General features: G+C 68.3%; 14 protein-coding genes. 11 read left to right on the top strand and 3 right to left on the bottom strand.

The features are described 5' to 3' along the window. Window positions 1-1,242, top strand: a complete 1,242-nt coding sequence (locus ACQPYZ_RS28460; RefSeq protein ID WP_433161470.1) for a hypothetical protein — start codon at window positions 1-3, stop codon at window positions 1,240-1,242. Window positions 1,243-1,325: 83 nt separating this feature from the next. Here the strand turns inward: ACQPYZ_RS28460 and ACQPYZ_RS28455 are convergent, their stop codons facing one another. Further along, window positions 1,326-2,576: an MFS transporter gene (locus ACQPYZ_RS28455; protein ID WP_433161468.1), complete on the bottom strand. Its 1,251-nt coding sequence runs from the start codon at window positions 2,574-2,576 to the stop codon at window positions 1,326-1,328. Window positions 2,577-2,747: 171 nt separating this feature from the next. On the opposite strand from ACQPYZ_RS28455, the gene ACQPYZ_RS28450 reads away from it, so the two are divergent. The 4 genes from ACQPYZ_RS28450 (at window position 2,748) to ACQPYZ_RS28435 (ending at window position 5,728) form a co-directional block, all read left to right on the top strand. Next, window positions 2,748-3,728: an ATP-binding cassette domain-containing protein gene (locus ACQPYZ_RS28450; protein ID WP_433161466.1), complete on the top strand. Its 981-nt coding sequence runs from the start codon at window positions 2,748-2,750 to the stop codon at window positions 3,726-3,728. Beyond that, window positions 3,725-4,582: an ABC transporter permease gene (locus ACQPYZ_RS28445; RefSeq protein ID WP_433161464.1), complete on the top strand. Its 858-nt coding sequence runs from the start codon at window positions 3,725-3,727 to the stop codon at window positions 4,580-4,582. The genes ACQPYZ_RS28450 and ACQPYZ_RS28445 overlap by 4 nt, the downstream gene beginning before the upstream one ends. A gap of 94 nt (window positions 4,583-4,676) precedes the next feature. Further along, window positions 4,677-5,291 carry a TetR/AcrR family transcriptional regulator gene (locus ACQPYZ_RS28440; RefSeq protein ID WP_433161462.1) on the top strand — a complete coding sequence of 205 codons (615 nt, stop codon included), beginning with the start codon at window positions 4,677-4,679 and terminating at the stop codon, window positions 5,289-5,291. Then, the gene (locus ACQPYZ_RS28435) at window positions 5,288-5,728 is read left to right on the top strand and encodes a VOC family protein (protein ID WP_433161460.1); all 441 of its coding nucleotides are present in this window, start codon (window positions 5,288-5,290) and stop codon (window positions 5,726-5,728) included. The genes ACQPYZ_RS28440 and ACQPYZ_RS28435 overlap by 4 nt, the downstream gene beginning before the upstream one ends. A 60-nt stretch (window positions 5,729-5,788) precedes the next feature. Here the strand turns inward: ACQPYZ_RS28435 and greA are convergent, their stop codons facing one another. Beyond that, window positions 5,789-6,301: a transcription elongation factor GreA gene (greA, locus tag ACQPYZ_RS28430; RefSeq protein ID WP_433161458.1), complete on the bottom strand. Its 513-nt coding sequence runs from the start codon at window positions 6,299-6,301 to the stop codon at window positions 5,789-5,791. Between the two features lie 321 nt (window positions 6,302-6,622). Between greA and ACQPYZ_RS28425 the strand changes: the two genes are divergently transcribed. Then, window positions 6,623-7,966 carry a hypothetical protein gene (locus tag ACQPYZ_RS28425; RefSeq protein WP_433161457.1) on the top strand — a complete coding sequence of 448 codons (1,344 nt, stop codon included), beginning with the start codon at window positions 6,623-6,625 and terminating at the stop codon, window positions 7,964-7,966. Between the two features lie 4 nt (window positions 7,967-7,970). Here the strand turns inward: ACQPYZ_RS28425 and ACQPYZ_RS28420 are convergent, their stop codons facing one another. After that, window positions 7,971-8,444: a DUF4307 domain-containing protein gene (locus tag ACQPYZ_RS28420; RefSeq protein ID WP_433161456.1), complete on the bottom strand. Its 474-nt coding sequence runs from the start codon at window positions 8,442-8,444 to the stop codon at window positions 7,971-7,973. Window positions 8,445-8,502: 58 nt separating this feature from the next. Between ACQPYZ_RS28420 and mca the strand changes: the two genes are divergently transcribed. The 5 genes from mca to ACQPYZ_RS28395 all read left to right on the top strand — a co-directional run bounded on the left by mca (window position 8,503) and on the right by ACQPYZ_RS28395 (window position 14,918). Then, window positions 8,503-9,366, top strand: coding sequence for a mycothiol conjugate amidase Mca (gene mca, locus ACQPYZ_RS28415; protein ID WP_433161455.1), 864 nt, complete (start codon window positions 8,503-8,505; stop codon window positions 9,364-9,366). 64 nt (window positions 9,367-9,430) lie between these two features. After that, entirely contained in the window at window positions 9,431-9,799 is a 369-nt protein-coding gene (locus tag ACQPYZ_RS28410; protein WP_433161454.1) for a hypothetical protein, read from the top strand. 116 nt (window positions 9,800-9,915) lie between these two features. Continuing rightward, the gene (locus ACQPYZ_RS28405) at window positions 9,916-10,938 is read left to right on the top strand and encodes a CopD family protein (protein ID WP_433169776.1); all 1,023 of its coding nucleotides are present in this window, start codon (window positions 9,916-9,918) and stop codon (window positions 10,936-10,938) included. A gap of 90 nt (window positions 10,939-11,028) precedes the next feature. Further along, window positions 11,029-11,406, top strand: a complete 378-nt coding sequence (locus ACQPYZ_RS28400; RefSeq protein ID WP_433161453.1) for a hypothetical protein — start codon at window positions 11,029-11,031, stop codon at window positions 11,404-11,406. After that, window positions 11,406-14,918, top strand: a complete 3,513-nt coding sequence (locus ACQPYZ_RS28395; RefSeq protein ID WP_433161451.1) for a caspase, EACC1-associated type — start codon at window positions 11,406-11,408, stop codon at window positions 14,916-14,918. The genes ACQPYZ_RS28400 and ACQPYZ_RS28395 overlap by 1 nt, the downstream gene beginning before the upstream one ends. The last annotated feature ends 85 nt before the right edge of the window (window positions 14,919-15,003 follow it).

Genomic DNA, 15,003 nt, shown 5'->3' with positions numbered 1-15,003 from the left:
ATGAGCAACGAGAGCGACTACGACCGGCGCGTCCGGGACATCCTCGACCGGGTCGCCAAGGGCCACCTGTCCACCGCGGAAGGCGCCACGCTGATCGCCGCCCTCCAGCCGACCTCGGCCGGGACGGGCGAGACCGCACCGGTCGACGGTCCGGTCGCTCAAGAGCCTGACGCCGCGACCTCGCCGACCGCCGGATCGCAGTCCCCGGACGCGACCGACTCGGACTCGGAGGACAAGACCGGCTCGGACTCGGCGGGGAAGACCGGGTGGCCGTCGGCGGACGACCTGCCGTCGCCGTCCGTCTGGGCGGACGCGGTCGACTCCCCGGACGCCGCCGACACCGCACCCGCGGGCCGGCACGCCGCCGCGACCTCCGCCCCGACACCGACCGCAGACCCGACACCGACCGCTGACCCGGCGCCGTCCACCGAGGCGTCGCCGACCGCGGACCCGTCGCCGGCCGCCGAGCCGCCGAAGTCTGCCGAGCCGGCGTCGGCGCCTGAGGCCGTAGTCGTCGAGCCGGTGGGCGAGAGCGACGTGCAGGACAGTGTCGTGGACGAGGCGCCCGCGGAGGTTGAAGAAGTCGAGGAGGAGCACAGCAACGTGCCGATGCCGGCGGGTGTCCAGCGGGTGACGGTACGGGCGATCGGACGCCGCGTCCGGTTGATCGGCGAACCGGCGATCAACGGCGTCGCGGTGGACGGACCGCACGTGATCAAGCGCGACGGCGACACCCTCGCGATCAGCAGCGAGGGCGACATGGGCGTCTCGATCGACGGGTTCAGCATGCTGCGCAACCCGACCAACCTGAAGTCGCACGTGAACGGCCTGGCCAGGGAGCTGTCCATCCGGGTGAACCCGAGCCTGCACGTCGAGGTCGAGGTCACCGGCGGCAGCGTCCACGCCGAGCGCTTGCCCGGTCTGACCCGGGTCCGCGTGACCGCCGGCACCGCGAAGGTCACCGACGTGGCCGGCCCGATCGACCTGCTGGTTCAGGCGGGTTCGGCCAATCTCGACGCCCAGATCACCAAGGGCCGGTCCCGGGTACGCGTCGAGTCCGGCGCCGCCAACGTCAACCTGCGCCGCGGCTCCGACGTACGCGTGCACACCGAGTCCCAGCTCGGCCGCGTCTCCTGGGCCGGCGCCGTCACCGGCCAGTCCAAGGACGTGGAAATCGGCCGGGGCCGAGCCGCCCTCGACGTCGAGGTCCTCGTAGGCACCGCCCAGATCATCTCCGACTGACCCCCGCCGACTCTCGGGGCCTTGAACACCTGGTGGGGGGCTTGCACACGAAATAACGTGTTCAAGCTCCCCGTCGGCTGTGTTCAGCCCCGGCTCTCGGTCGGGCTGACGGTGGTGGGCACCGTTCGCAGCGTGCGGAACGGGGAGAAATAGAGGAACGCGGTGCCGGCGAGTGAGGTCAGGCCGGCGATCCAGAGGGTGGCGCGCAGGCCGAAGGCCGTGCCCAACAGCCCGCCCAGGAGGCTGCCCAGAGGAGCGGCGCCCCAGCCGACGAAGCTCATGGTGGCGCTGACTCGGCCCTGCAGCTCCGGCGGGCAGACGCGTTGCCGGATGCTGACCTGCAGGATGTAGCTGACGATGATGCAGAAGCCCGCGAGCAGGGTGGCGAGCACGTACCAGCTCACCTGCCAGCCCGGCCCGGTCAGCGCCTGCAGCGTGAACGCGACGCCGATCCCCGTCGACGACACGAGCAGGGTGCGCGCGTCGCCGTACCGGGTGCTGATCTTCTCGGTCAGGCCGGACGCGACGATCGCACCGGCCAGGCCGATCATGCTCAGTACGCCGATCGTGCTCGGCTGCAGGTGGATCTCCCGGACGAGGAACACGATCATCACCGCGCCGGCGGCGGCCTGGAACAGCATCGTGGCCGCGGTGTTCAGCGCGATCGGCCGCAGCAGCGGGTGCCCGAACACGTAGCGCATGCCGTCGGCGATCTCGCGTCGCAGGTTCGGCCGCTCCGGCTTGACCGGCCGGGGTTCCGGCGTACGGATCGAGCGGAGCCAGATCGCCGACCACAGGAAGCTGAGGGCGTCCACCCCGATGGTGACCGCCGCACCGATCCACTGGACGAGTACGCCGCCCGCCCCGGCTCCGACCACGGCGCCGACGGAGTGGTTGGCGGCCAGCTTGGCGTTGCCCGGCAGCAGCTGGTCCGGCTCCAGCAACCGCGGTGGGTAGGAGCTGTGCGCCACGTCGAAGAGCACGGACAGGACCCCGGTCAGCACGAGTACGACGTACAACTGCGTCAGAGTCAGTACGCCGAACAGGGCGGCGACCGGGATCGAGCCGAAGAGCACCGCCCGCCCGAGATCGGCGAACACCAGAACGGGCAGGCAGCGGACCCGGTCGACCCAGGCGCCGGCGAACAGGCCGAGCAGCAGCCAGGCAGCCGTCTCGCAGGTGCGTAGCAGGGAGACCTCGAACGTCGTCGCGTCGAGGGTGAGGACGGCGAGCAGGGGGATCGCGATCATGCTCAGCCGGGTGCCGAGCTGGCTGAGCAGGTCCGCGATCCAGAGGCGGCGGAAGTCGGGATGGCGCAGGATGCTCGGGCTCATACCCGGACCGTAGGTGCCAAGTTGAGCGCTGTCGACTCAACTGTCAACAAAGTTGAGTCCTTAGGACTCAACTTCACGCTCAGGGTTAGCTCAGGGATAAAAGCCTCGAAACTGTCGGCGGCCTCCGACAGGATGGTGGCCTGCGTCACATCCAGAAGGGGGACGTGCGGCATGGCTGCAATCGAGGCGACCGGCCTCGTGAAGACGTTCAGGTCCAGGAAGAACACGGTGAAGGCACTCGACGGGATCGACCTCGACGTGCCGGAAGGGAGTGTCCTCGGCCTGCTCGGGCCGAACGGTGCGGGCAAGACCACGACGGTCCGGATCCTCACCACACTGATGGAGCCCGAGGAGGGCTCTGCGCGCGTGCTCGGGCACGACGTCGTCAAGGAGGCGGACACGGTCCGGTCGCTGGTCGGCCTGTCCGGTCAGTACGCCGCGGTCGACGAGCTGCTCACCGGCCGGGAGAACCTGTGGATGTTCGGCCGGCTCTACCGGCTGAGCACCCAGCAGGCGAAACAACGGGCCGAGGAGCTGCTGGAGGTCTTCGACCTGACCGAGGCGGCCGACCGGATCCTGAAGACGTACTCCGGCGGCATGCGGCGCCGGCTGGACCTGGCCGGTTCACTGATCGCGCACCCGAAGGTGCTGTTCCTGGACGAGCCGACCACCGGGCTCGACCCGCGCAGTCGCCTCGACCTGTGGCAGATCATCCGTGACCGGGTGAGCGAAGGCGTGACGATTCTGCTGACCACGCAGTACCTGGAGGAGGCCGACGAGCTGGCCGACAGCATCGCGGTGGTCGACCACGGTTCGGTGATCGCCCGCGGTACGGCGGACGAGCTCAAGGCGAAGGTCGGTGGCGAGCGGATCGAGGTCGTCGTCCACGATCAGGGCGAGGCCGAGCGCGCGCTCGAGCTGCTCACGGGTGCGCTCGGGATCACCGACCCGGACGCGACCACGCTGGACCAGCACAGCCGGCGGGTCACCGTGCCGGCGCCGGGCGGGTCGAGCTCGCTGGTCGACGTGATCCGCACCCTCGACGCGGCCGGCATCCGGATCGCCGACATCGGGCTGCGGCGGCCGACGCTGGACGACGTGTTCCTCACCCTGACCGGGCACGAGGCCGAGCAGAAGGAGGAGCTGGTATGAGCGCGACGGTCGAGCGTACGCCGGGCGACGCGCCGGAGCGGGTGAATCCGGTCGGCCGGGCGGTGACGGACGCCGGCGTGCTGGCGTGGCGGACCCTGAAGCGGATCCCGCGGACGCCGGACATGCTGATCTACGCGACGATCCAGCCGATCATGTTCGTGCTGCTGTTCGCGTACGTGTTCGGCAACGCGATCCCGATCCCCGGCTTCCCCGGGGCGCAGGCGTACCGCGAGTTCCTGATGTCCGGGATCTTCGCGCAGACGATGGCGTTCGCGGTCGCCTCCTCGAGTGTCGGGCTGGCCGACGACATGTCGAAGGGGCTGATCGACCGGTTCCGGTCGCTGCCGATGGCGCGGTCCGGCGTGATCGCCGGGCGGGTGATCGGTGACCTGGTGTTCAACGCGTTCGTGATGGTCGTGATGGTGGTCTGCGGGTTCATCGTCGGCTGGCGGTGGCACAACGGCTTCGGTCAGGCGCTGGCGGCGTTCGGGATCCTGCTGCTGTTCGCGTTCGCCATGCTGTGGGTCGGTGCGCTGATCGGCCTGTCGGTCGGCAGCCCGGAGGTGGCCGCCTCGGCGGGGCTGATCTGGCTCTTCCCGTTGACCTTCCTGTCGAACGCCTTCGTCCCGACGCCGAACCTGCCGAGCGGCCTGCAACCGGTGGCGGAGTGGAACCCGATCTCCTCGATCGTCGCCGCCTGCCGGCACCTGTTCGGCAACCCGTCCCCGTTCGCCAGCCCGGACGGCTTCCCGGCCCAGCACCCGGTCTGGCTCTCCCTGATCTGGTGCGCGGTGATCATCGGTATCTTCGCCCCCCTCGCAGTCCGCAAATACCGCAGCGCCACGAGCCACTGAAGCGAGCACTCACGGCGGCCGGACCTCGCGTCCGGCCGCCGTCGCACGTCCGAACCGTTGACAAGATTTGTACGGCGTGCAAATACTTCGAACTGTGTTAAAGAAACCGGCGGCGAACTGGCGGGAGGCGCGGCGGGAGAACGCCCGGGCCGCGGTCCTGAACGCCGCCTGGGAGCTGGTGGGGGAGCAGGGCCTGGCCGCGTTGTCGCTGCGTGAGCTCGCGCGGCGGGCAGGTATCACCACGCCGACGGTGTACGCGTACTTCGAGTCCAAGAACGCCATCCTGGACGCGATGTTCGCCCAGGCGGCGCAGGCGTTCCTCGACCTGAAGGCCGCGCTGCCGGTGACGGACGATCCGGAGCAGGACCTGCTCGCCGACATCCGGGCGTTCATCGCGTTCTGCGTCGCCGACGTACCGCGGTATCAGCTGCTCTTCCAGCACGCGGTGCCCGGTTTCAGGCCGTCGCAGGAGTCCTACGGGTTGGCGGTGCGGGCTCTTGACGCCTCCCGCGAACTCCTCGCACGCAACGGCGTGCACGATCCGCGGAACGTCGACATCTGGACGGCGGTGACCACCGGTCTGGTCGACCAGCAGATCTCCAACGACCCCGGTGGCGACCGGTGGACCCGGCTCGCCGAGGACGTCACGCGGATGTTCCTCGCCCAGACCAGGAGCGGGAAAACCCAGGAGAACAAGGGGGAACCATGACCAGCGTGACCCGGCCCAGCTTGCACCACCTCGCTCTGACCGTGACCGACCTGGACGCCAGCGTCCAGTGGTACGGCGACGTGTTCGGTGTCGAACCGGTGCTCGACATCCCGCACGAAGGCGGAGTCGGCCGCATCCTGGCCGACGCCGACCAGCAGTTGATGATCGCCCTGCACCACCATGACGGCAACGACGGCAGGCTGTGCCAGGAGACCGCCACCGGCCTCGACCACGTCGGCTTCGCCGTCGGCAGCAGGGCTGACCTCGAGCAGTGGCAGGATCACCTGGAGGCGCACGGCGTGGTCCGCTCCGACACCGCCGACAAGCCCCTGACCCAGTCGCCGATCGCCGACGAGCCGTACGCCTCTGTCCTCGTCTTCCGCGACCACGACAACATCCAGCTGGAACTCTTCGCGCCTTCCAGACGCCAGAGCTGACCGGCACCACGACCAGCGCCCCGGTGGATTTCCACCGGGGCGCTGGGAAGCTGGGGTGGGTCAGCCGGTGAAGGGTTCGGCGCTGACGATCTCTACGGTCACGTCCTTGCCGTTGGGGGCCTCGTAGGTGGCCTTGTCGCCCTTCTTCTTCCCGAGGATCGCGGATCCCAGCGGGGACTGCGGCGAGTACACGTCGATGTCGACCGACGCGTCCAGGGCGAGCAGTTCGCGGGAGCCGAGCAGGAACGTCTCGACGTCGTCGTCACCGGCGAACTTGATCGACACCTTCATCCCCGGCCCGATCTTCGCGCCGGCCTTCGGGGTCTCGCCGACCCGGGCGCGGCGCAGCATGTCCTCCAGCTGCCGGATGCGCGCCTCGATCTTGCCCTGCTCGTCCTTGGCGGCGTGGTAGCCACCGTTCTCCTTGAGGTCGCCCTCGTCCCTGGCCTCGCTGATGCGCTGGGTGATCTCGGCACGGGCGGGGCCCTTGAGGTGCTCGAGCTCGGACTTCAGCTGGTCGTAACCATCCTGCGTCAGCCAGACAACGCTGTCCTCTTCGATCCTCTGCGTCACGGGCTGCTCCTTGTGTCGGTGGGATGGGCAGAAAATGCTCTTGGCCGCCGTCGTCGACGGCGACCAATCCAACGAGCCTAGCAAGATCCGGCCCAGAACCCCACAGTTCTCCACCGCCACAAACGGTCGGCAACCGCTTGCCGCCCGGTTTTTCCACAGACTGCGCCCGCCGGCTGGCAACCGATTGCCGCCCGCCTTCGACCTGCAGTTTTCCGCATGGTGGACATTTCGCGGCGAGCGTGGGCGTCCGGCCTGGCGTAGTCTTTGCCGGCCGGATCGTCGTTGCCCGGCCGCGGGGGACCACCAAGCTGGGGGACAGCGATGACAGACGAGCCGACGCAGGCGACCGAATCCACGAAGCGGGGCAAGCGCCGGTCGCTGTGGACCGCAGGTGCCGCCGTGCTCGCGGTGACGGCCGCGGCGGCGACGTGGGCGGTGATCGGCCGGCAGGAGTCCGGTGGCGAGGCGGACAGGTCAGCGAGTACGACGCCGACGGCGACCGCCTCCGCGCCGTCTCCCGAGGAACAACTCTCCGCCGCCGTCACCCCCATCCTGACGGCCAGGGCCTCGGCGGTGCTGTCCGGCCGGCTTCCGCAGTACCTCCAGGACCTCGACCCCGGGAACCGGAAGCTTCGGCAGCGGGAGCAGTTGGTGTTCTCCAACCTGCGGAAGCTCGGCCTCAGCCGGGTGAGCTACCAGATCGACGCCAATTGGGCGCCGGAACCGCAGCCGCAGCACGGACCGACTGCCCGGGCGGTGCGCGTCCTCATGCAGGTCCAGATCGCCGGCATCGACCCGGCACCGCGCGCCGTACCGCTCGGTTACACCTTCGCGGAACGCCACGGCCGCTGGCTCCTGGTCGACGATGACGACCTGGCCGCCGAGACGGATCTCAACGCCTACCGCGAGCCCTGGGACCTCGGTGCGATCGAGGTGGCACGCAAACCCGGCGTACTCGTCATCGTCCCGGCCGGTGAGCGCGCCAACGGGGAACGACTCGCCCGCGAGGCGCAGGCGGCCCTACCGGCGGTGCGGTCGGCGGCCCGGCGCGCCGTGCCGGGGATCGTGGTCATCGCGATGTCCGACCGCCGGTCGATTGATCCTGAGTGGCAGACCGGTGGACACCTCGCGGCCGCGGTCGCGGTAACGAACTACACGCCGGCGAATCCGGAGGCGACGGAGTTCAAGGTCACCGGCAGCCGGGTGGTCATCAACCCGACCTGGCGGACCAGGTCGGACCGGATGCTGCTCGCGCACGAGTTCACGCACGCGGCCCACAAGACGCTGGGGAACGCGGCACCGACCTGGCTCGTGGAGGGGTTCGCGATGTACGTCGAGCAACGCCTCGCCGAGCAGAGTGGGAACGAGGACGAGGTCGACGAGTGGCGTCAGGAGCTACTGAGCGAGGCGATCCCGTCCCTCGTGGTGCTCCCGATCGACGGTGTCTTCCACGGTGAGTACGACGAGGACAGCTACGGCGTCAGCTGGATCGTCGTGGAGTATCTGGTGAGCAAGTACGGCCTCGCCACGCTGAACGCGCTGTACGCCGACCTCGCGAAGGGCCCCGACGACCCCGGAACCCGGGAACAGGTCATCCGCAAACACCTCAAAGTCACCGAGACCGCACTTGTCGCGGCGATCAAGAAGTACGACGGCTCTTCCTGAGACGTCAGTGCGGTCGGGGGCTGTCCGGGGTGGTGCAGCCGATCAGGACTACTGAGGTGGCTGGGCGTTGGGTGGTGAGGGTGGGGGTCAGGGTTTGGTGGCGGGGGGAGTCGGCGGGGACGGTGACGGTCAGTTCGCCGACGATGGAGAAGTCGGCGGCCTTGGCCTGCAGCCGGCAGCTCGCCTCGGTGGATTCGCGCTTGTCGATCTCGACGGTCGCCTTCGCGGACGTCGGCGAGGTGATCTCGAAGCCGATCAGCCGCGACGTCACCGGCGGGTTCGACCCCACGAGGGCGGCCCAGACCAGCCACGCCAGCCCGACGGCCACGATCACCGCGACCACGCCGATGATCACCGGGCGGCGCGACGTACCGGACCGTCCGTAGCGAGCGTCGAGGTCGGCGCCGGCGGGCTCCGAAGGACGGCTACCGGTGGCCGGTGGAGAGGCTGAAGGGGTGGGGTCGGTCGAGTCGCTCACGCAGGGTCCAGGGGGTCGGTCGTGGGGATGGGCCGGGCTTGGAGGACCATTGTGTCTTGTGAGTGGAGATCTTCGGTTGCTGCATGTACATGCCCACCCAGATGACGAGTCGAGCAAAGGCGCCGCGTCGACCGCCCGGTACGTCGCCGAAGGGGTCGAAGTCCTGGTCGCGACGTGTACCGGCGGGGAACGCGGATCCATCCTGAATCCGAAGATGGACCGGCCCGACGTGCTCGAGAACATCACCGAGATCCGCCGCAAGGAGATGGACGCGGCCCGGGAGATCCTCGGCATCCGGCAGGAGTGGCTGGGCTGGGTCGACTCGGGCTTCCCGGAGGGCGACCCGCTGCCACCGCTGCCGGAGGGCTGCTTCGCCGCGCAGAAGGTGGAGGACGCGGCCGCCCCGCTGGTGAAGCTGATCCGCGAGTTCCGTCCGCAGGTCGTGACGACGTACGACGAGAACGGCGGCTACCCGCACCCGGACCACGTGATGTGCCACCAGATCACCGTGGCCGCGTTCGAGGCGGCCGGCGACAAGGACGCGTACCCGGAGCTCGGCGAGCCGTTTCAGCCGCTGAAGCTGTACTACCACCACACCTTCCACCGGGAGCGGATGAAGGCGCTGCACGACGCGATGATCGCCCGCGGCCTGGAGTCGCCGTACGCCGAGCGCCTGCAGGACTGGAAGCCGGACCCGGAGAACGAGCGCCGGATCACCACCCGGGTCGAGTGCGCGGAGTACTTCGCCACCCGGGACAAGGCCCTGCTGGCGCACGCGACCCAGATCGATCCGGACGGCGCCTGGTTCGCCGTTCCGCTGGAGGTCCACCAGGAGGCCTGGCCGACCGAGGACTACGAGCTGGCCCGGAGCCTGGTCGAGTCCGGCCTGCCCGAGAACGACCTGTTCGCGGGGCTGCGCTGACGCGCGCCATCAGGTCGGGTGGGGAAGGAAGTCCGGACAGTGAGAGACTGGTGGCGTGACAGCGATGACCACCCTTGTGACGACCGAGATCGACCCGAACTCGGTGCGCCCCGGCTGGGTCGCGCTGCTGATCGTGCTCGCGCTCGGTGCCGCCATGGCGCTGCTGATGCGCAACATGGGCAAGCAGTTGAAGAAGATCGACTTCGACGACCCCGATGCTGCGCGCGACCGAGCACCGTCCGACGGCCCAGCGAGCGCGGACAGCTCACCGGACCCGGCTGGCGATGCCGGTCCGAAGGCGACGGCCGGTCCGAAGGCGACGGGCGGCCCGACGAAGGCTGATGCCGCGCCCGTGCAGGATGACGCCGCGACGGCGCAGGACGGCGCCGGTACGCCGACGGACAGTGAGCCGAAGCACTCCTCGCAGCACTGACGCCTGATCGTTGCCCGGCACCCCTCATCACGAGATGGTGTCGGGCCGGGTGGCCCACCTCCGGCTGACCCTATAGTGACTCGCGTGCTGCTTCCTCCCGGCAGAATCGCCCCGTGATGGCGACCCGCGCTGCCCGGCACCGCATGCCCGGACGCCTGCTCGCGGGTGGCGCGAGCGCGGTCCTGATCGCCTCGGTGGCGCTGGTGATCGCGTTGTTCGCGGCGGACAGCGAGCCGCGTGACATCGGTGGGATCGGCGGCCCGAGCCTGTTCGTGGGCTGGCTGCTGCCGCTCCTCCGGCTGGTCGCGACGCTGGCGACCGTCGGCTGTGCGGGTGCTCTGCTGGCCGCCGTCGTACTGCTCCGGATCGAGGGCGGGTCGCTCGGGGTCCAGGGCCGGCGGGCGGTGCGGGACGCGAGCAACTCGGCGATCATCTGGGCGGTCTGCGCGTTCGCCGGCGCGGTCGTCACCGCGGCGATCCTGCTCGACACCCCGGTCGACCTGCTCCGGCTCCGGCTGGACGACGCGCTCGGCGTACCGGAGGTCAAGGCGCTGCTGATCACCGGCATCCTCGTGGTCGCGCTGGCCATCGGCATCCGCCGGGTCCAGACGTCGTCGGCGGCCGGGCTGGGCGTGGTCGTCGCGATCACCGCGCTGATCCCGACCGCGGTCACGGCGTACCCGCGCAACGAGTCGTACGTCGTCCTGGCAGGTGCGGCCCTGGTGTTCCACGTCATCGCGGCGACCACCTGGATCGGCGGACTCGCGGGGCTGGTGCGGTACGGCCGGGCCAGTCGCACGGGCCTGAGGATCGTGCTCGAGCGGTTCAACCAGGTCGCGCTGATCTCGTCGGTCACCGTCCTGCTGAGCGGCCTGATCAGCGCCGCCGGCCGGCTCGCGGCGAAGGGCGGCGGCTGGGACGGCGCGCTGGACGCCGTCACCGCGGACTCGTACGGTCCGCTCCTGGTGGCCAAGATCGCCGTGTTCGTCGTCCTGATCGTCGCCGCCGCGCTGCGCCGCCGCAAGGCCGTCGACAACCTGCTCGAGAGCGGCCGCGGCTTCTGGAAGATCGTCGGCTTCGAGCTCTTCGTCATGGCCCTCACCCTGGGCCTCTCGGTCGCCCTTTCCCAGACCGCCTAGTCGTTGTCCACAGGGACACGCTCGACGTCACTGCACGTGATCAAGGTGTCGTAGTGTTCTGGTCACGGATCGATCGGAGAGTGGGGCACTTTGACCGAGATACGAAGCCGGATCAGCTTCGACGCGTTCGAGACCGACGACGATCTGGTTCTCGATCGGTTGTCCAAGGAACTCGCTGTCAGGTTGCGCGACGTCGGCGAGGTTTCGTACGCCGCAGCTCCGGTAGCGCCTGGTGACAAAGGGGCGGGAGAGCTGATGGTTGCGACTCTCAACGTCCTGACGGGTGTCGATCCGGCACAGATCGAAGCGATGATCAGGATTCTCGGTAGCTTCACTCGCCGCAACGCCGGTCGCCGTGTACACGTGCGCGTCGGTGACAGAGAGCTCAGCATAGATCGGCCGACAGATGCGCAGGTCGACTCGATCGTCGAGTGGTTCGTGTCGTCCGACGCCGATCGCACCGAGTGATGGGGCGGCATGCCCTGCTCGTCGGCGCCAGTACGTTCGCAGATCCCGCGCTGGAGAATCTGCCGGGTGTGCGTCACGACATCGATCAACTGAAAGCCGTTCTGGATCAGTGTGGCCAGTTCGACAGCGTCGAACCAGTTCTTGATCCGTCGCGTGATCGATTGGCCGCAGCCATCGAGGAGTTCTACGGCATGCGCAGGTACGGCGACCTGGCGCTCCTCTACTACTCCGGGCACGGAATGCTGGCCGACGATAACGAGTCACTGTTCCTCGCCGCCGTCGACTCGAGTCGCGACGGAGCGTTGCACGCCGGTGCGATCGATGCTGACGGCGTCCTCCGGCACTGCCTGAACTCGACGAAGGCGAACCAGAAAGTCGTTCTGCTGGACTGTTGCTTCTCGGGGGCTTTCGAACTACGCAACAGATTTCGTGGTGGCGTTCGGCAGGAGCCCCGCCGAGGCATCCGTCAGAACGGGACGTTCGTCCTCACGGCGAGTACTCATGTGAAAGCTGCGAAAAGCCAAGGGCCGGACCGTCCGTCGGTGTTCACCTCGATTGTTCTCGACGGTCTCCGGGGCGAGGCCAAGTCGGACCGGGACGGCTGGATCACCACCAACGATCTTGCGTTGCACGTTCACCGCGCCTCGACGCTGGGACGCCCGGTCGAGTCCAGCGAAGGCGTGACCGAACCGATTCAGCTCGTCCTGGCAGAGGTGCGGGAGCCGACGACCGATCAGCCGCGGACGTCTCGCCACATCGCCGACGACGCAGAGCTCGACACGGATCAATGGCGTCGATTGCTCGACTACTACGTGACCTGCCTGGAACGTGGTGCCGTCCTCGGCTCGTTCGTACCGATCTCCAACCGCGACAGTTATGTCGTTGGTGCGGCAGGTCCAGAATCTGTGTTCTCTGCGGCTCCCGAGTCGCGGCCCGAGCAGCCGTCGTTCACTCAGTTCGCGAAGCGATGCGCTGCCAACGGGGCAGCGATGCGATACGGCTATCCGCTTCTGGTTCTGCCGGGGCAGCCGAAGCGGTCGGACCTGCGGTTTGCTCCGTTGCTGGTGTCCGACATCGCTACGTCGGCGGACGATCGACTCTTTGCGACGCCTCCGGTCGTGAATCGAGCAGTGACGGCTGAATTGGGGCTCTCGGAGGTGGAGGTCGACGACCTCTGTCAACAGTTCGAGGAGACGTTCGCCGGTGGCGACCCGGGCTCACTGGATCGAGCGGTCCGCCGGCTTCTGGACATCCTGGGTTTGCACGCCGCCGGCGAGCTGCAGGCGTCGAGCCTCCTGGGCGTCCTCCCGAACGGACCGGCGAACAGGGTCCACAACGTCGCCGTCCTTCATACTGTCGACCCGAGTGCCGGGGCACAGCGCCAACTGCTCGAGGAGCTGCGGAAAGCCGAATGCGGGAGATTCGCCCAAACGGCGCTTGGGGTGCTGAGCGACAGCGCTGTCACGCTGACCGCCGTCGAGCAGGTGCCCATCGTCAGCCCGGTACGGCTCAACGAGGCACAGGAAGCGATTGTCCGGTCGGCGATGTCCGAGGCACTGACCGTAGCCCAAGGTCCACCTGGCACAGGCAAGAGTCAGCTGGTGACCGCGCTCGTGGCGACGGCGACTGCCGCCGGCCAACGCGTTCTGGTGGGCTCGACGAACAATCGAGCCGTCGATGAAGTTTGCTCCCGCATCGCGTCTGCGGTCGGACCCGGGCTGCTGATCAGGACAGGCAACCGCGAGCACACGGCTCGGGAACCAGCACAGCTGGTCGATCTGCTCAGCCGGTACGCCGGGAAGCCACCGGCCGACGTCCAGACGCCTGCCGCGGATCTGCGCATCGCTGAAGCCGAGATCGGCAATCTCAGAGCGGAGCTCGACGAACGGCGCAGGTGTGAGCGGGACCTCGCAGAGCTCGCCGAGGAGCGCGCCGGTTACGAGCCGATCGAACTCCCGGACGATGAGCTCGTCAAGCTGGTGGGCTGGTCCGACCGTGCCGTCCGGCGCGGTCTCCTCGGATGGTGGTGGCGCCGGCGCCTTCGAGCGATGGAAGTTGTCGGCCGCGCAGCGATCGTTGACTTCGGACTCCGAATGACCGTTGAGCTGCGCTGGCGAGCTGCGCGAAAGCAACTGGCCGGTATGACGGCGCCGTCCGAGATCTGGTCACGCTTGAGCACGTTGGTGACCGATGAACGTCCGAATGCCAGCAGACAGCTCCTCGAGGCTCAGATTGCGAACCGCGTCGGCGCAGGTCGCGACCGATTGGAGGCGCGGATCGAGATCATGTCCAGGACACCGCAACGGACGTGGACGCGATTCGCGGAGCTCCTCAACGTGTTGCCGGCGTGGGCGACCACGACGATGTCTGTGCGATCGCTGAAAGGTGATCCCGGACTGTTCGACCTGGTGATCATCGACGAAGCCGCGCAGTGCACCATTCCCGCCGTACTGCCCATGCTGTTCCGCGCCAAGAGAGTTCTCATCATCGGTGATCCCCGTCAGCTCAGTCCGGTGATCGTTCTCCCCGACTCGGAGGACGAGAAACTGCAGAAGAGAGCAGGCCTCAGCGAAAGCTGGCTGGAGCAGAGGCGCCTGGAGTTCACTCGGCACTCTGCGTACGACGCTTTCGCGGCCGTGGCCAAGCAGACTCATTTGCTGGATGAGCACTATCGCTGCCACCCGCAGATCGTCGCTCGACCGAACCGGTGGGTGTACCAGAACCGGCTCACGGTGCTGACCGACCGGGCAGGGCTGCGCGCGCCGAGGGACGAAGCCGTGGCCTGGAAACACGTCAGTGGTGCCTTCAGCCACGGCCGATCAGGATCGGGGATGAGCCGTCCCGAGATCGACGCTGTGGTTAATGAGGTGTCCGAACTTCGCGCGCAGTACCCCGGCGCATCGATCGGGGTGGTGACGCCCCTTGCAGCGCAGGCGAGAGCGATCGATCGAGCCCTGACCGGTGTGGGAATCGATGAGCGGGAGGTGGTGAGAGGAACGATCCATCGGTTCCAGGGCGGGGAGCGCGACATCATGGTGGTGTCTCCCGTCGGGGCCGAAGGAATCCAGCGCCGGACTCAGAACTGGCTGGTCGGTCAGACCAACCTCTGGAACGTGGCGATCACCCGTGCGCGTTCCCAGCTGATCGTCGTCGGAGATCGGGACTGGTGGTCGGCGCAGCGCGGCCTCTTGCAGACGCTTCTGCATGAGGACACCGAGAGTGCGTCGACGGACCGACCGGTCAAAGCCATCGACAATCTGCAAGCCGCCGTACGCCGGGCTGGGCGTACGGTGGCGCGGGACGTCCGTGCCGGGGGTCATCGCTACGACTTGGTGGTGGACGATGCTGTCATCCTGCAGGTCGACGATCCGGTTGGAGATGCCGATGGTCGTGAACTGCGGAAGCTGCTTGCCTGGCTGGACATCGGCTCGACCGGCCTGCCGATCCGAAGAGTGCCAGTCTGGCGCTGCTACCACGAGCCCGACAGTGTGGTCGCCGAGCTCCTTGACTGACATCTCGGGCGACTGCGCAGGGCTCCTGAACGCCACAGTCGGGTCCTCGGTGAGTTGTGCGGTCCGCGGTGTGCGACGGTAGACG

It is taken from the genome of Kribbella sp. CA-247076 (genome assembly GCF_050942445.1).
GTDB lineage: Bacteria > Actinomycetota > Actinomycetes > Propionibacteriales > Kribbellaceae > Kribbella.
Note: the sequence above shows the minus strand (reverse complement) of the source record. Positions and strands in the feature narration are given on the sequence as shown.